The organism is Frateuria sp., assembly GCF_035944355.1.
Taxonomy (GTDB): domain Bacteria; phylum Pseudomonadota; class Gammaproteobacteria; order Xanthomonadales; family Rhodanobacteraceae; genus Frateuria_A.
This window is the reverse complement of sequence record NZ_DASZBH010000009.1, coordinates 94,664-110,196: the sequence shown is the minus strand read 5'-3', so window position 1 is coordinate 110,196 and position 15,533 is coordinate 94,664. Positions and strand designations below refer to the sequence as shown.

Annotated in this window: 15 protein-coding genes; 8 read left to right on the top strand and 7 right to left on the bottom strand. The window is 70.5% G+C overall.

From position 1 onward, the window contains the following. Nucleotides 1-13: 13 nt before the first annotated feature. The 7 genes from VGU03_RS06860 to ptsP all read left to right on the top strand — a co-directional run bounded on the left by VGU03_RS06860 (nt 14) and on the right by ptsP (nt 6,511). A complete protein-coding gene (locus tag VGU03_RS06860; RefSeq protein WP_327479643.1) occupies nt 14-1,456 on the top strand; it encodes an RNA polymerase factor sigma-54 in 1,443 nt (480 codons plus the stop codon). Between the two features lie 117 nt (nt 1,457-1,573). Beyond that, nucleotides 1,574-1,897: a ribosome hibernation-promoting factor, HPF/YfiA family gene (gene hpf, locus VGU03_RS06855; protein WP_327479642.1), complete on the top strand. Its 324-nt coding sequence runs from the start codon at nt 1,574-1,576 to the stop codon at nt 1,895-1,897. 164 nt (nt 1,898-2,061) lie between these two features. After that, nucleotides 2,062-3,012 carry an HPr(Ser) kinase/phosphatase gene (gene hprK / locus VGU03_RS06850; protein WP_327479641.1) on the top strand — a complete coding sequence of 317 codons (951 nt, stop codon included), beginning with the start codon at nt 2,062-2,064 and terminating at the stop codon, nt 3,010-3,012. Between the two features lie 5 nt (nt 3,013-3,017). Next, nucleotides 3,018-3,926, top strand: coding sequence for an RNase adapter RapZ (rapZ, locus tag VGU03_RS06845; RefSeq protein WP_327479640.1), 909 nt, complete (start codon nt 3,018-3,020; stop codon nt 3,924-3,926). A gap of 34 nt (nt 3,927-3,960) precedes the next feature. Then, nucleotides 3,961-4,353, top strand: coding sequence for a PTS fructose IIA subunit family protein (locus tag VGU03_RS06840; protein ID WP_327479639.1), 393 nt, complete (start codon nt 3,961-3,963; stop codon nt 4,351-4,353). After that, nucleotides 4,346-4,615, top strand: coding sequence for an HPr family phosphocarrier protein (locus tag VGU03_RS06835; protein ID WP_327479638.1), 270 nt, complete (start codon nt 4,346-4,348; stop codon nt 4,613-4,615). The genes VGU03_RS06840 and VGU03_RS06835 overlap by 8 nt, the downstream gene beginning before the upstream one ends. A gap of 165 nt (nt 4,616-4,780) precedes the next feature. After that, nucleotides 4,781-6,511, top strand: coding sequence for a phosphoenolpyruvate--protein phosphotransferase (gene ptsP, locus VGU03_RS06830; RefSeq protein WP_327479637.1), 1,731 nt, complete (start codon nt 4,781-4,783; stop codon nt 6,509-6,511). Between the two features lie 157 nt (nt 6,512-6,668). On the opposite strand, the gene VGU03_RS06825 is transcribed toward ptsP, so the two are convergent. The 4 genes from VGU03_RS06825 to VGU03_RS06810 form a co-directional block, all read right to left on the bottom strand. Continuing rightward, on the bottom strand, nt 6,669-7,379 hold the full coding sequence (locus tag VGU03_RS06825; RefSeq protein WP_327479636.1) for a pirin family protein: 711 nt from the start codon (nt 7,377-7,379) through the stop codon (nt 6,669-6,671). Nucleotides 7,380-7,762: 383 nt separating this feature from the next. Beyond that, complete coding sequence (gene ssb / locus VGU03_RS06820) at nt 7,763-8,290, bottom strand: single-stranded DNA-binding protein (protein ID WP_327479635.1); 528 nt, start codon at nt 8,288-8,290, stop codon at nt 7,763-7,765. Nucleotides 8,291-8,472: 182 nt separating this feature from the next. After that, a complete protein-coding gene (locus VGU03_RS06815; RefSeq protein ID WP_327479634.1) occupies nt 8,473-9,441 on the bottom strand; it encodes a DedA family protein/thiosulfate sulfurtransferase GlpE in 969 nt (322 codons plus the stop codon). Between the two features lie 72 nt (nt 9,442-9,513). Next, nucleotides 9,514-10,713, bottom strand: coding sequence for an MFS transporter (locus tag VGU03_RS06810; RefSeq protein WP_327479633.1), 1,200 nt, complete (start codon nt 10,711-10,713; stop codon nt 9,514-9,516). 133 nt (nt 10,714-10,846) lie between these two features. Between VGU03_RS06810 and VGU03_RS06805 the strand changes: the two genes are divergently transcribed. Continuing rightward, nucleotides 10,847-11,848 carry a polyprenyl synthetase family protein gene (locus VGU03_RS06805; RefSeq protein WP_327479632.1) on the top strand — a complete coding sequence of 334 codons (1,002 nt, stop codon included), beginning with the start codon at nt 10,847-10,849 and terminating at the stop codon, nt 11,846-11,848. A gap of 314 nt (nt 11,849-12,162) precedes the next feature. On the opposite strand, the gene VGU03_RS06800 is transcribed toward VGU03_RS06805, so the two are convergent. The 3 genes from VGU03_RS06800 to ubiH all read right to left on the bottom strand — a co-directional run bounded on the left by VGU03_RS06800 (nt 12,163) and on the right by ubiH (nt 15,449). After that, a complete protein-coding gene (locus VGU03_RS06800) occupies nt 12,163-12,945 on the bottom strand; it encodes a dienelactone hydrolase family protein (protein ID WP_327479631.1) in 783 nt (260 codons plus the stop codon). Nucleotides 12,946-13,023: 78 nt separating this feature from the next. Next, nucleotides 13,024-14,232, bottom strand: a complete 1,209-nt coding sequence (locus tag VGU03_RS06795; protein ID WP_327479630.1) for an FAD-dependent oxidoreductase — start codon at nt 14,230-14,232, stop codon at nt 13,024-13,026. Further along, nucleotides 14,229-15,449 (bottom strand): 2-octaprenyl-6-methoxyphenyl hydroxylase, encoded by a 1,221-nt coding sequence (ubiH, locus tag VGU03_RS06790; protein WP_327479629.1) that lies wholly within the window; start codon nt 15,447-15,449, stop codon nt 14,229-14,231. Before ubiH ends, VGU03_RS06795 begins: the two co-directional genes overlap by 4 nt. Nucleotides 15,450-15,533: the final 84 nt, after the last annotated feature.

Below are 15,533 nucleotides of genomic sequence, written 5' to 3'. Positions count from 1 at the left end.
CCCAACGGCTGGCATGAAACCCGGGCTCCAGTTCCGCCTCAACCAACAGCTGACCCTGACGCCGCAGTTGCAGCAGGCCATCCGTCTGTTGCAGCTCTCGCAGCTGGAGCTGGAAGCGGAACTGCGGCAGATCGCCGAGGGCAATCCGCTGCTGGAGTTCGAGGAAGAGGCGGCGCCTGGCGAGACCGAAGAAGAAGAAAGCTTCAGCCCCGCGGCGGTCGAAACCCCCACCGTCGACCACAACGCCGACGAAGTCGCGGACTGGGCCGAGGCCGACGCGCCCGCGGAAACGCCGATCGACTTCTCGCTGGGCAGCGCCAGCGGCTCGGGCAGCCGCGGCGAGGAAGATTTCGAACCGCAGAACGCCGCGCCGGAGACCCTGCAGGAGCACCTGCTGTGGCAGCTCAACCTGTCGCCGTTCACTTCGCGCCAGCGGCTTATCGGCACGATCATCATCGACGCGCTCAACGCCGACGGCTACCTCGCCGAAGGCCTCGAAGGCGTGCTCGCCGCGCTGCCGGCCGACCTCGACGCCAGCGCCGACGAGGTGGAGGCGGTGCGCCGCCAGCTGCAGCGTTTCGACCCCACCGGCATCGCCAGCCTCGACCTGCGCGACTGCCTGCGCGTGCAGCTGGAACAGTTCGACGCCGCCACGCCCCATCGCGACCTGGCCATGCAGATCGTCGCGGGCGAACTGGAGCTGCTCGCGCGCAACGACGTGCCCAAGCTCGCGCGCAAGCTGCGCGCCAGCGAGGACGACGTGGCCGCCGCCGCGCTGCTGATCCGCAGCCTCGACCCGCGCCCGGGCGCGGCGCTGGACGCCACCCCGGTCGAGTACGTCGCGCCGGACGTCTACGCGTACAAGGAAGGCAACCGGTGGAAAGTCAGTCTGAATCCTGACTGCCAGCCGCGGCTGGGCCTCAACCAGCACTACTGCAGCCTGATCGCGCAGGCGCGCGGCGAGGACGCCAGCTGGATGCGCGGCCAGTTGCAGGAGGCGCGTTGGCTGATCAAGAGCCTCGAATCGCGCGCCGAGACCTTGCTCAAGGTGGCCGACGCCATCGTGCGCCGGCAGAGCGCCTTCCTCGACTACGGCCCCGAAGCCATGCATCCGCTGGTGCTGCGCGAGGTGGCCGAGGAAGTCGCCATGCACGAGTCGACCATCTCGCGCGTCACCACGCGCAAGTACATCCACACGCCGCGGGGCACCTTCGAGCTGAAGTATTTCTTCTCCAGCGGCGTGTCCACGGAGGACGGCGGCGGCGCATCCGCCACCGCCATCCAAGCCATGATCAAGAAGCTCATTGACGCGGAGGACACACGCAAGCCGCTGTCCGACCAAGCGCTGGCCGAGGAACTCAACCGCAAGGGCATCCAGGTCGCGCGCCGCACGGTCGCCAAGTATCGCGAGGCCCTGCGCATCCCCAGTTCCAGTGAGCGCCAGCGCGCAAAATGAACGGGCCCTTGGAACCGGCCCTACCGCTCCCATACGGATGAAAGACCGGCACGCCGAACACCCGTCGGCATGCGAACCCGCCGCCCCATGGGCGGCTTGTACCAGAGGAGGCGAACCATGCAGTTCCAACTCACCGGCCAGCAGATCGAAGTCACCCCCGCCTTGCGTGCGCACGCCACATCGCGACTCGATCGCCTGACCCGCCTCGACGAAAAGTGCCTCGGCCTGACCATGGTGCTGTCGGTGGACAAGCTGCAGCACTGCGCCGAAGCCACCCTCAGCACCACCGGCGCGGCCCTGCATGCGGCCGCCTGCGAAGCGGACATGTACGCGTCCATCGACGTGGTGTTCGACAAGCTCGCGGCACAGCTGCGCAGGCACCGCGACAAGATGACCGACAAGCACCCGCAGCAGGCCCGCGAGGCACGACAGTTCGGCTGAGCGCCCCGCGTCCGCGAAGAAGACCCGCCCCCACGGCGGGTCTTTTTTTATGCTCCCACCCCACCGCTCTCCGCCCTTCCCCGGCCGCACCGCAGGGAGGAGGCCGCAATCTCCTGCCCCAACTGGCACAATGCCCGCTGTCGCCTATCGGGCAGGAAACCAGTTTGGAACGGCTCACCGCACGGCAACTCTTCGACGGCGTCCACGAACGCATGGGCCTGCGCTGGGTATCGGGCATGCGTGGCGAAGGCCGCATGCTCGAACCCGGCGCCACCGCCACCCGCCGGCCGTCGCTGATCGGCTACCTGAACGTGATCTACCCCAACAAGGTGCAGATCATCGGTACCGAGGAGCTCAACTGGCTCGACAGCCTCGACTCGCGCCAGCGCTGGGAGGCGATGCACAAGATCGCCGCCTACCAGCCGGTGGCGCTGATCGTGACCAAGGACCAGCCGATTCCCGCGGACCTGCGCGAGGTCGCCGAGGAAACCCACACGCCGTTGTGGATCAGCGCCAAGCGCGGCCACGAACTGCTGACCTGGATGCAGTATCACCTGGCGCGCATGCTGGCGCCGCGGATCACGCTGCATGGCGTGTTCCTGGAAGTGTTCTCCATCGGCGTGCTGATTACCGGCGAATCCGGTTCGGGCAAGAGCGAGCTGGCGCTCGAACTGATCAGCCGCGGACACCGGCTGGTCGCCGACGACGCCACCGAATTCACCCTGATCGCGCCGGACGTGATCGACGGCACCTGCCCCGAGCTGCTGCAGGACCTGCTGGAAGTACGCGGCCTGGGCGTGCTCAACGTGCGCGAGATGTTCGGCCACACCGCGGTCAAGCATTCGAAGTACCTGCGCCTGGTGGTGCACCTGAAGCCGTTGCGCGAGGGCGAGGACATCGACGCGATGACGCGCCTGACGGGCGACACCAGTCACCGCGAGATCCTGGAGGTGCCGGTGCCGATGATCACCATCCCGGTGGCGCCCGGCCGCAACCTGGCGGTACTGGTGGAAGCGGCGGTGCGCCACCATATGCTCAAGAGCAAGGGCATCGACCCGGCCCAGACCTTCATCGACCGCCAGGCGCATCAGATGCGCCGGCTTCCGCCATGGTGAGAGCCGTGAACCCCAGCGACCACACCCTGCCCAACACGCTCAACGACCCCACTGCCGTCCACCTGGTCGTGCTCACCGGCATGTCCGGCGGCGGCAAGACGGTGGCGCTGCGTGCGCTGGAGGACCTGGAGTTCTACTGCGTGGACAACCTGCCCAGCGGGCTGCTGCCGCAGCTGGTGCAGTCGGTGCGCCGGGAAGCCGGCGGCCGCCGCGCCCGGCGTATCGCGGTGGGCGTGGACGTGCGCAACCGCGGCGAGGATTTCGAGCACATGCCGCTGGTGCTCTCCGAACTGGCCGGCGCGGGCGTGCACGTGCACCTGGTGTTCCTGGATTGCCGCGACGAAGTGCTGATCAAGCGCTATTCGGAAACCCGCCGCCGCCATCCGCTGGCCTTGCGCGGCGTGTCGCTGGCCGACGCGATCGCCGAGGAGCGCCGCCTGCTGCGTCCGCTGATCGCCATCGCCGAGAAGGTGATCGACTCGAGCGACCTCAACGTTCACCAGCTGCGCCGGCTGATCGCCACCGGGTACGCCGCGGCGACCGAAGGCCTGACGCTGATGTTCCAGTCCTTCGCCTTCCGCCGCGGCCTGCCGCTGGACTCGGATTTCGTCTTCGACGCGCGCTGCCTGCCCAACCCGCACTGGCAGCCGAAGTTGCGACCGCTTTCGGGCAAGGACGCGCCGGTACGCGAGTTCCTCGAGGCCGACCCGCTGGTGGGCGAATACTTCACCGACACCGCGCGCTGGCTCGATGCCTGGCTGCCGCGTTTCGAGCAGGACGACCGCAGCTACGTGACCATCTCGATCGGCTGCACCGGCGGCCGACACCGATCGGTCTACCTGGTCGAGCGCCTGGCCGCGCACTACCGCGCCAGGCGCGAAGGCGTACTGACGTTCCACCGCGAGCTCGAATGATGAGTGCACGTACTTTCCCGGGCTGGACCAGGCCATGAGCGTCGGCGTGCTCCTGATGACCCACGAGGCGGTCGGCAAGGCGCTGATCTCGGCCGCCCACCACGTGATGCCCAAGCTGCCGCTCAAGGTCGAGGCGGTGGAGGTGCCGGCGCAGGCCGACCCGGACGTGATGCGCACGCTCACCGCGCACCACGCGCGCGCGCTGGACCAGGGCGAAGGCGTGCTGGTGCTGGCCGACCTGTATGGCGCCACGCCCTGCAACATCGGCCTGTCGCTGGCCTCGCTCGGCGTGCGCCTGCGATGTGTGTCCGGGCTCAACCTTCCCATGCTGCTGCGCGTGCTCAACTACGCCGAAAAGCCGCTGGACGAATTGGCACAGATCGCCGCCCACGGCGGCCGCGGGGGAATCTTCATCGACCATGCTTGAACAGGATCTCGTCGTCTCCAACAAGCTCGGCCTGCATGCGCGCGCCTCGGCCAAACTGGTGCAGCTGGTGCAGGGCTTCAAATCCACCGTGTGGCTCGTCAGCAAGGGCCGTGAGGTCAACGCGCAGAGCATCATGGGCGTGATGATGCTCTCGGCAGGCATCGGCACGCCGCTCACCGTGCGCGCCGAAGGCGCGGACGAAGCCGATGCCCTCGCCGCCGTCGTAGCGCTGTTCGAGCGCAAGTTCGACGAGGGGGCCTGACGTGAGAGCGGGGAACGGGGAACGGGGAACGGGGAACGGGCCGTGCCATGCAAGCGGCGCCGCCTTCGCTCCGCCGGGAGCGTGCCCTGATACGCCCGGTCGCCGCGAACTGCATGTTCCCCGTTCCCCGTTCCCCGTTCCCGGCGGCTCCGGCGGAGCCGCCCCATGAGGCAACTCCTCTCCGGCACCCCCGCCTCCCGTGGCATGGCCCTTGGCCGCGCACGGCTGGTGCAGCCGAGCCGCTACCTGGTCGACACCCGCCCGTTGGGCGAGGACGAAATCGAAGAAGAGCTCGACCGCCTGCACCGCGCACTCGACACCGCGCGGCAGGAACTGCACGAGCTGCGCGGCAAGCTGCATGGCGCGCTGGCGCGCGAGGTCAACGAATTCATCGATGCGCACAGCCTGTTGCTGGACGACACGGAGCTGCTGCGGGGGCTGGACGACCTGGTGCGTGTCGGCCACTACCGCGCCGGCGTGGCGCTGAAGAAGCAGCGCGACCGCCTGGCCAAGGTGTTCGAGGCCATGGACGATCCTTACCTGCGCAGCCGCCGCGAGGACGTCGACCAGGTCATCAACCGGGTGATCTCCGCGCTGCAGCGTCAGACCAGCCGCGAGGAGCGCAAGCTCGCCGCGCGCGTGGGCGAGGTCCTGGTCGCCGACACCATCGCGCCTGCCGACATGGCGCACTTGGTCGGCAACGGCTTGCTCGGTGTGGTGGCAAGCTCGGGCAGCGCCTACTCGCACAGCGCGATCCTGGCGCGCAGCCTGGACCTGCCGATGCTGGTCGGCACCCGCGACGCGCTGGCGACCATCCATGACGACGACCTGATCCTGCTCGACGCCGAGCGCGGCGAAACCATCGTCCATCCCACCGCGCAGGACCTGGCCCGCTACCGCGCGTGGCAACGCGAGGCGGCCGCCGAGGGCCGGCGCCTGGCCAAGCTGGCCAACGCGCCGACGCTCACCCGCGACGGCGTGCAGGTCAGGCTCTTCGCCAACGCCGAGACGCCGGCCGACATCGCCACGGCGCGCGCCCGCGGCGCCGACGGCGTGGGCCTGTACCGCACCGAGTTCCTGTTCCTCAAGCACAAGGGCCTGCCCTCGGAGGACGAGCAGTTCAACGCCTACCGCGACCTGGTGCTGGGCATGGGCGGCCTGCCGGTGACCATCCGCACGCTGGACCTGGGCGCGGACAAGGCCGATGCCGCGGGCCTGGCCTTGCGCGGCGAGGACAACCCCGCGCTGGGCGTGCGCGGCGTGCGCCTGTCGCTGCGCTACCCGGCGGTGTTCACCACGCAGATCCGCGCCATCCTGCGCGCCGCCTGCTACGGCCCGGTGCGCGTGCTGGTGCCGATGGTCACCCAGCCGGACGAGCTGATCGCCGTGCGCACGCTGTTCAAGCTGGCACGGCAGGATTTGAAGCGCGAAAACGTGGACCTGCCGGAAAAGCTGCAGCTCGGCGCCATGATCGAAGTGCCGGCCGCCGCGCTCAACGTGCGCGCGCTGCTGGAGCACGCGGACTTCCTCGCCATCGGCACCAACGACCTGGCCCAGTACGTGCTCGCCGCCGACCGCGGCAACGACGGCCTGGAGAACATCTATAACCCGCTGCAGCCGGCGCTGCTGCGCCTGATCGCCTACGTCATCGCCGCCGGCCGTCGTGCGAACAAGCCGGTGAGCCTGTGCGGCGAGATCGGCGGCGACGTCGGTTTTACCGCTCTGCTGCTGGCGCTGGGCCTGTGCGAATACAGCATGCATCCCAGCCAGATCCTGCACGTACGCGATCGCCTGGCCACCCTCGATCATGCGAACCTGCGCCGCCAGGCCCACTACCTGCTGCGGGCCCGCACCCACGAGGAAGTGGCGGCTATGCTGGCGCCGCTGGCCGGCTGACGCCGGGGAAGAAGGATCCCGGCGGCCCGCTTCGCCGCCGCCATCCGCCAGCGAGCTGCGTGCGTGTTGGAACGCAGTCGGCGAGCTGGCGTCCGCTAAGAACTCGAAGCTTGCCCTTCGGGCGGGTTTCCGTGCCGATCCGCCGCACGCAGCAGGATCAATCGGGCATTTCCGGCAAGTCGAACACCAGCACTTCAGCCTGGTTGCCCTGCGCGATGATGACTTGCGGCTCGTCGCGATAGAGCAAGGCGTCGCCCGCCTTCAATGCGCGGCCGTTCACCGTCGCCCGGCCCCGCACGAGGTGGACGTAGCCCAGCCGGCCCGGCGCCAGATCCAGGTTCGCCGCCTCGTCGCCGTCGAACAGGCCGGCGTACATGCTTGCATCCTGGTGGAGGGTGATCGAGCCGTCGCGGCCATCCGGACTCACCAGCAGGCGCAGCCGGCCACGCTTCTCCTCATCCGGATAGGTCTTCTGCTCGTACGAAGGCGTCAGTCCGCGCTGTGAGGGGATGATCCAGATCTGCAGGAAGTGGGTGACACCCTCTTTGTCGTAGTTGAATTCCGAGTGGGTGACGCCGGTGCCCGCGCTCATCCGCTGCACCTCGCCGGGCACGATGCTGGCCGCGGTGCCCATCGAGTCCTTGTGGCCGAGCGAGCCTTCCAGCACGTAGCTGATGATCTCCATGTCGCGATGCCCATGCGTGCCGAAACCCTGGCCCGCCTGCACGCGGTCCTCGTTGATCACCCGCAGCGGACCCCAGTGCACGTGGGCGGGATCGAAATAGTTCGCGAACGAAAAGCTGTGCCAGGAATCCAGCCAGCCGTGGTCGGCGTGGCCGCGTTCGGCGGCGGGGCGAAGCGTGATCATGCGGATTCTCCTGTCTGTCGCGTCCGCAGCGGTACGGTCACCGGATGGCGGCGTGGTTTCTACGAAGTGCAACCGTAGCGATTGCAGTACGGCTCCGCGGGACCGGCCGTGAAGCCGATTCGCGGAGGCGCCGGAAGAACAGACCACCGGCTGACGCCAGGACCATCGTGCCTCGCACGGCTGCAGGCCTCTAACGTAGGGCGCCGGTGGTGGCACGGGAAGACCTGGTTCGGCATCAGACTGTTTCCGCAGCTGCGACATTCCTGGAGGCGGCCTCGCGCTTGCTCGCCCGGAACACAAGAACCCCATACGTCCCGGCGGTCGAGGGCAAAAAAAAGAGCCCCGAATGAGGGGCTCTTTCCGTACCTCGAAAAAGGTGTTCTTCAGAACGGGATGTCGTCGTCGTCGAAACCGCCGCTCTCGGCCGGAGCCGGCGCGTTCTGGCGGGGGGCGTTGCCGTAGTCGTTGTCGCCGCCGCGGGACTGGCCGCCGCCGTAGTTGCCGCCGCCCTGGCGCTGGCCGCCCTGCGGGCGCTCGCGGTAGCCGCCGCCGCTGGAGCCGCCGCCTTCGCCGCCCATGCCGCCGAGCATCTGCATGTCGTTGGCGATGATGTCGGTGCTGTAGCGCTCGACACCGCTCTTGTCGGTGTACTTGTCGGTTCGCAGGGAGCCCTCGATGTAGACCTGGCGGCCCTTCTTGAGGTACTCGCCGGCGATCTCGGCCAGCTTGCCGAACAGCTTCACGCGATGCCATTCGGTGCGTTCCTGGCGCTCGCCGGACTGCTTGTCGGTCCACTGCTCGGAGGTGGCCACGCTGAGGCTGCACACCGCGGTGCCACCGCCGGTGTAGCGGACCTCCGGGTCGGCGCCCAGGTTGCCGACGATGATGACCTTGTTGATGCCGCGTGCCATGTGGATTCCTCGCTGTGCTGGCGGCCGGCGCGGGCCCGCCTCGTCTTGGGTACCGCCGGCGGGGCCGGCGGCTCGATCCCTATCATAATTGACGTTCCGCTCCCGGAGCGCCGCGGCCGTGTCCGCCATCGCCACGCCGCGTTGCCCGCCTGCGCCGCACGCACCCGCGCGTCCGGTCTCGCTCAGAGCGCCGGCGCCGTACCGCCCGCCGCGGCCGCGGCCTGTTCGGTCGCATGGCCTGCCGCCACCCAGGCGTCGAGTCCGCCGCGCAGCGGGCGCACGCGGCGATAGCCCCGCTCCATCAGCAGCTTGGCCGCCTTCGCCGCGGACACCTCGTTGGGACAGTTGCAGTACAGCACCAGCTCGCGCTGGTAGGGCACGCCGGCCAGCAGGGCTTCCAGAGCGAGCGGTTCGAACGCGAGCGCGCCGGGAATCGTGCGTCCATCCAACGCCCGCGAACCGGCCGCGCGCACGTCGAACACCAGCGGCGGCCGCGACGAACGCAGGGCGTTCGCCAGCTCATCCACCTCGATGCGGCCCATCCGCAGCGCCACCAGCAACCGGCGGCGCTGCCACCACTTGAACAGGATGTAGGCGCCCAACAGCGTGCCCAGCCATTTGGCTGCCAGCGGCCCGGTGCCCTCGAACACCGCCAGCGCGCGCTCCACGCCGTCGGCGAAGACGTAGCCCAGCGCCACCGCCGCGCCCGCCCACAGCAGCGAGCCGAGCGCATCGAACAGCAGGAACCGCCGCGGCGTCAGGCCCATCGCGCCGACCAGCGGGGGTGCCACCGTGGACAGTCCCGGCACGAACTTGGCCACCAGCAGCACCGGCGCACGCCAGCGCTGGAAGCGCAGTTCCGACTGCTTGACGCAGGAATCGGGCGAGAGCGAGATCCGGCACAGCGTGCGCATCACGCCGGCGCCGTAACGACGCCCTGCCATGTACCAGGCGAAGTCGCTCGCCAGGCAGCCGGCCAGCGCAACCAGCAGCACGCCGCCCAGCGGCAGCTGGCCGCCCGCCGCCAGCGCGCCGGCCACCACCAGCGTCGGCACGGCCGGCAGCGGCAGGCCGGCCTGCTCGATCAGCACGTTGAGGAAGACCAGCAGCAGGCCGTATTCGGCGATCAGCGCGACGATCTGGTGGGCCACGGCAGCGGCTTCGCTAGGGAGTGGATGCGCCGCATATGGGGGCGCCATCCGCGCGGGGCAATCGCCCTGGCGTCAGGCCGCCGGCTCGGCCACCGCACCGGCGGCGATGCGCCGCGCGCCGAAGGCCACCAGCGGCAGCCACAGGAGCGTGGTGGCCGCCGCGCACTCGAACACGCCGCCCACCCCCAGCCGGCCCAGCGCGATGCCGCCGACCGCTCCGCCCACGAACGCACCGATGAACTGGCTGGTCGAATAGGCGCCCATCGCCGCGCCGCGCAGGTGCGCCGGCGCCAGTCGCGAGACCAGGCTGGGCAAGGCGGCCTCCAGCAGGTTGAAGGCCGAGAAGAACGCCGCCGCCGAGACGCCGAGCCAGGCCACGTGCGCGCCGGACCCGGCGAAGCCCAGCAGCGACAGCCCGATCACCGCCACACAGACCAGCACGATGCGCAGGCTCTGGCCGATCTCCTTCATGCGGTGCAGCGCCGCGCCCATCACCAGCGCGGCGATCACCATGACCGGCAGATACAGCTCCCAGTGCCGGCTCGCCGGCAAGTGCAGCCGTTCGGCCAGCAACAGCGGCAGACCGACGAAACTCGCCGTCAGCAGCAGGTGCAGGAAGAACACCGAGCCGTTGAGCACCAGCAGGCGGCCGTCGCGCAGCATCGCCAGCACGCCGCCCAGGCTAGCCGCCGCCGGCGCCCGCGCCCGCTCGGGCGTGGGCACGATCAGCCACAGCAGGACCAGCGAGGCCAGCGCCAGCACCGAAGTGGCGCCGAACAGCCCGGGCAGCCCGCCCACGGCCTCCAGCGGAGGCCCCAGGATCAGCGCCAGCAGGAACGACAGGCCGATCGAGACACCGATGATGCCCATCACCTTGCCGCGCTGCTCTTCGCGCGTGAGATCGGCGGCCAACGCGGTGCCGGCGCCGGCCACCGCGCCCATGCCCTGCAGCGCGCGCCCCACGACGATGCCTTCGAGCGTGTGCGACAGCGCCGCCACCAGCCCGCCGGCGGCAAAGATCAGCAGGCCCAGGGTGATCGCGCTCTTGCGCCCGACGCGGTCGGACAGGAGCCCCAGCGGGATCTGCAGCAGCACCTGGCCCAGCCCGTACACGCCCAGCGCCAGGCCGATCATCAAGTCGCTGGCGTCCGGCATCTGCTTCGCGTAGAGCGAGAACACCGGCATGATCAGGAACAAGCCGAACAGGCGCAGGCTGATCACGCAAGCCAGGGTCAGCGCGCTGCGGCGCTCGAGGGAGGTGAGCTTGCTCACCGGGACGACCGGGGAAAAGAAGGCATCGGCCCATTATACGGGGCACCCCGCGGCGCCACTTGCGGCGCCATGTCGCGCCGGCGCACGCGGCGGGCCTGGCCCTATAATCGCCCGTCTTGCCAACCGGACGCCCATGCTCCCGATGCCCGCCGACGCCAGCCGAACCGCCGACTTCGCCGCCGTGCGAGAACTGGCCGCCGCCGACATGCAGCGCGTGGACGCGCTGATCCGCAGCCGGCTGGCCTCCGACGTGGTGCTGATCAATCAGATCGCCGACCACATCATCGCCGGCGGCGGCAAGCGGCTGCGCCCGATGCTGCACGTGCTGGCCGCCGGCGCCGCGGGCTACGCGGGCGAACAGCACGTCAAGCTGGCCGCCGTGATCGAGTTCATCCACACCTCCACCCTGCTGCATGACGACGTGGTGGACGAATCCGACCTGCGCCGCGGCCGCAAGACCGCCAACGCGCTGTGGGGCAACGCCGCCAGCGTGCTGGTGGGCGATTTCCTCTACTCGCGCTCGTTCCAGCTGATGGTGGAGCTGGACGACATGCGCGTGATGCGCATCCTGGCCGACACCACCAACACCATCGCCGAAGGCGAGGTGCTGCAGTTGCTCAATATCGGCAATGCCGACGTGGACGAGACGGCCTATCTGGCGGTGATCGAGCGCAAGACCGCGGTGCTGTTCGCCGCCGCCACGGAGCTGGGCGGGTTGCTCGGTGGCCTGCCGGCCGACCAGATCGCGGCGCTGCGCCGCTTCGGGCTGGAACTGGGCTATGCCTTCCAGATCGCCGACGACCTGCTCGACTACCTCAGCGACGCCGATACGCTGGGCAAGAACATCGGCGACGACCTCGCCGAGGGCAAGCCCACGCTGCCGCTGATCTATGCGCTGGAGCGCGCCACGCCCGCGCAGGCGCAGTCGATGCGCCATGCCATCGAGCACGGCGGGCTGGATGCGCTGGATGACATCGTCAATGCCATCCGCGGCAGCGGGGCGCTGGAACGCACCCACGCGCGCGCCGTGCAACACGCCGACGCCGCACGCGAGGCGCTCTCGGCACTGCCGCCCTCGTCCTACCGCGAGGCGCTCAACGCCCTGGCGGACTACTCGGTGCAGCGCAGCTTCTGAGGCGCGTTCGGACGCGCACTACGCTTCGCCGCCTTCTTCCGCAACCTCAACCTCGGCCGCCCGGGAAGCCCCCGACCGCGTGCGGTTCTTCGCGGCTATGGAAGACCCGGGTCGGCCTATCGAGGCCGCGCCGTTGCAGCGATACCCGGCGTCATGCACGAGCGCTGTGCGACTTTGTTGCGCGTGGTCGAGCGCCGCGGCTGAGCAACGAGTCCTTCCCCCGCGTACGCGGGGGAAGGCGCCGAAAGGCGGCTGGGGGCGCTCTTGAGCGGGATGCTCGGCGACGCCCTTCGCAAGGCCCCCTCAATGCGTCCTTAAGGCCGCCGGGCGAAGGCTGCATCCAGCCAGTCGTGCATCATGCGGTAGCTGCGCGCAGCGGCGCGCGCGTCGTACTTGCAGCCAGGGGAGTTCTGGTCGGTCTCGGTGAAGCAGTGCACCGCGTTGCCCAGCACCACGAACTGCCAGTCGGCCTTGCTCGCCCGCATCTCGTCCATGAAGGCGTCGGCGTCGGGCATGGTGCCCTTGTCGTCGGCGCCGTTCATCGCCAGCACGCGCGCCTTGAAGCGGTCCGGCCGCGAGGCCTTGCCGGCGGCGAGCGCGCCGTGGAAAGACACCACCGCCGCCAGGTCGGCGCCGCTGCGCGCCAGGTCGAGCACGGCCGAACCGCCGAAGCAGAAGCCGATCGCGGCGAGCTTGCCCGGGTCCAGCGGCGCCTTGCCGGCCTGCGCCTTCAGCTGCGCCAGGGCGAGATTGATGCGCCGGCGCATCAGGTCGCGGTCGCCGTAAAGCGGCTGGACCGCGGCCTTGGCCTGGTCGTCGTTCTTCGGACGCACGCCCTGGCCGTACATGTCGGTCAGCAGGATCACGTATTGCTTGCCGGCGATCATCTCGGCCTTGGCGACCGCCTGGTCGTTCACGCCGTACCAATTGGGCACCATCACCAGGCCGGGGCGCGGAGTGGAGACCGCGTCGTCGTAGACCAGCACGCTGTGGAAGCGGGTGCCGCCGTCGGTCCATTCCACGGGGCGATGCACCATTTTCGCGGACGCGGCAAAGGCCAGGGGAAGCGAGAACAGGGCGAACAGGATGCGGCGCATGATGGCGGCTCCGGGTGGGTGGGTCGGCGCTCCGCGCCAGGCGCCGCGGCATCCCGCCGCGGTTGGGGAATCTTCCTATCAGCGGCCGGCGGCGTGCGCGGCGAACCGGCGCTTGAGCGGCGCAAGATGATCGGCCAGGCGTACGCCCAGCGCACGTGCGGCCACCAGCGGCAGCGCCTGCCAGGCGTAGATGCGCGCCAGCGCATCGAAGCTCCAGGCGTCCAGCGTGTCGGCGCTGCGTCGGCGACGCGCATAACGGCGCAACACGTGTGCCGCGGCGATATCGCGGCCGGCCTCACGCGCGGCAACGAGCGTGTCGCGCAGCTCGGCCACGTCGCGCAGGCCCAGGTTCACGCCCTGCCCGGCCAGCGGATGCACCGCGTGCGCCGCGTCGCCGAGCAGCACGAAGCGCTCGGCCTGGTAGGCGTCGGCGAGCTGCAGCCTCAACGGGAAGGCGGCGCGGCGCGTGGCCGTGAGCACCCGGCCCAGCCGGAAATCGCAGGCGATGCCGAGCTCGCCGCAGAATGCCCCGTCCGCGAGCGCGAGCACGCGCTGCGCCTCGGCCTCGGGCAGCGACCACACGATCGAGCTGCGCCCGTCGGCCAGCGGCAGCAGCGCCAGCGGCCCGCCCGGCAGGAAGCGTTGCCAGGCCGTGTCCTGGTGCGCCCGCTCGGTGGCCACGTGGGCGACCACCGCGCGCTGGCCGTAGTCGCGCCCGTGCGTTTCCAGTCCGGCCATGCGGCGCAAGGGCGAACCCGCGCCGTCGGCGGCGACCAGCAGGCGTGCCGCCACGCTGGCGGTCTCGCCCGCTTCCAGTTCCAGTTCCACACGGTCTTCTCGCGCCTGGTAGCCGGTCACCTGCGCCGGGCACAACCGCTGCACGCCGGCCGATTCCAGCGCCTGCCACAAGGTCCACTGCACCAGGCTGTTCTCGACGATCCAGCCCAGCCAGGCGTGTCCGGTGGCGGCGGCGTCGAAGTCGATGGCCGCGCCGCTGCGCGCGTCCCACACGTGCATCCGCGCGTACGGCGCGGCACGGCGTTCGCGGATGGACCGCCACACGCCCAGTTCGTCGAGCAGCGCGATCGAGGAGGGCGCCAGCCCGACCACGCGCAGGTCGACCTCGTCCTCGCCATGCCAGGGGGCCGGCGCGCGGGCCTCCACCAGGGCGGTGGCGAAGCCGGCCCGCGCCAGCGCCAGCGCGGCGGCGGCGCCGACCATGCCGCCGCCCACCACGGCCACGTCCAGCAGCGGCGCGCGGCGGCGAGCTTCGATGCGCGCGCTCACGGCGCACGCTCCAGCACGGCCTGCGGCGGCGCGCCGCGGAAGCCCATGCCGCGTCTAAGCAGCGCGTCCTTCAGCGGCGGCACGCGATCGCAGGCGAGCAGGGCCAGCGAGCGCAGCGGCGCCAGCGCCGGCTGCGGCAGACAGGCGAGCCGGACCAGGCCGTGGCTCATCGCCATGGTGCCCTCGCGGTCGGGTTCACGGCGCGCGGCATAGGCATCGAGCAACCGCCGGTCGCCGGGGTCTTCCGCACCCGCGACCAGCTCGGCGAGGGTCAACGCGTCGCGCAGGCCGAGGTTGAAGCCCTGCGCGCCGATCGGATGGATCGTCTGCGCCGCATTGCCGACCAGCACGGCGCGCGGCGCGGTCAGGCGCGCGGCGGCCACGCGGCGGATCGCGTAGGGAAAGCGCCGGCCCGGGCGCGTCAACCGTCCCAGCCGCCAGCCGAAGCGGCGCTGCGCCAGCGCGAGGTAGTCGCCATCGTCCAGCGCCGCCACCGCCTCGGCCTGCCCTGTCGGCACGGTGAGCACCAGGCCGCAGCGACGCTCCGCCAGCGGCAGCAATGCGACCGGCCCCTCCTCGCCGAAGCGCTCGAACGCGCGATGGCCGTGCGCGCGCTCGGGCGTGACGGTGCAGACGAACAAGGTCTGCCCGTAATCGTGCGTGTCGGCCGAGATGCCCAGCTGCGCGCGCACGAACGACTCGGTGCCGTCGGCGCCGACCAGCAGCGGCGTGTCGATGGCCTGTATCTCTTCGGCCGTGCGCACCCGGGCGCGCCAGCCCTGCGGCAGCGGTTCGACCGCCTCCAGCGTCGCCGGCGCCAGGCGCCTGAGCAGCCTGCATTCGTCCAGGCGGCGCAGCAGCGCGGCGCCTAGTTCGCGCGCCGGCAGGGTCCAGCCCAGCGCATCGACGCCGGCCTCGCGCGCGCCGAGCCGCACGCTGCCGAACTCGCCCGCGCGGCTGACATGGATGTGCTCGATGGCGGTGGCGCGCTCGCGCGCGTGCTTCCACACGCCGATCGCCTCCAAGCCATTGACCGTGGCGCGGGCCAGCGCCAGGTTGCGCTCGTCGTAGCTGGGCTGTAGGTCGGCACGCGGCGCCGCGGTCTCCACCAGCAGCGCCTCCACGCCGGCCGCGTCCAGCGCTATCGCCAGGCTGGCGCCGACCAGGCCGCCGCCGACGATCAGCACGGGCCCGCGGGAAGATGTGGGGTCATTCATGCGCCGGATCATACGGCCGAACGCGAAGGCATCGCATGAGCCGGCCGGGCTTGGGCTAAACTAGCCGTTCGCCTTTCACTACTT

What these genes read in the sequence shown, in the direction of transcription:
- VGU03_RS06860 (WP_327479643.1), top strand. Translation starts at nt 14, where the DNA reads ATGAAACCCGGGCTCCAGTTCCGCCTCAACCAACAGCTGACCCTGACG.
- VGU03_RS06840 (WP_327479639.1), top strand. Translation starts at nt 3,961, where the DNA reads ATGAGCGTCGGCGTGCTCCTGATGACCCACGAGGCGGTCGGCAAGGCG.
- VGU03_RS06800 (WP_327479631.1), bottom strand. Translation starts at nt 12,945, where the DNA reads ATGCGCCGCATCCTGTTCGCCCTGTTCTCGCTTCCCCTGGCCTTTGCC.
- ssb (WP_327479635.1), bottom strand. Translation starts at nt 8,290, where the DNA reads ATGGCACGCGGCATCAACAAGGTCATCATCGTCGGCAACCTGGGCGCC.
- ubiH (WP_327479629.1), bottom strand. Translation starts at nt 15,449, where the DNA reads ATGAATGACCCCACATCTTCCCGCGGGCCCGTGCTGATCGTCGGCGGC.
- VGU03_RS06825 (WP_327479636.1), bottom strand. Translation starts at nt 7,379, where the DNA reads ATGATCACGCTTCGCCCCGCCGCCGAACGCGGCCACGCCGACCACGGC.
- VGU03_RS06805 (WP_327479632.1), top strand. Translation starts at nt 10,847, where the DNA reads ATGCTCCCGATGCCCGCCGACGCCAGCCGAACCGCCGACTTCGCCGCC.
- VGU03_RS06835 (WP_327479638.1), top strand. Translation starts at nt 4,346, where the DNA reads ATGCTTGAACAGGATCTCGTCGTCTCCAACAAGCTCGGCCTGCATGCG.
- ptsP (WP_327479637.1), top strand. Translation starts at nt 4,781, where the DNA reads ATGAGGCAACTCCTCTCCGGCACCCCCGCCTCCCGTGGCATGGCCCTT.
- hpf (WP_327479642.1), top strand. Translation starts at nt 1,574, where the DNA reads ATGCAGTTCCAACTCACCGGCCAGCAGATCGAAGTCACCCCCGCCTTG.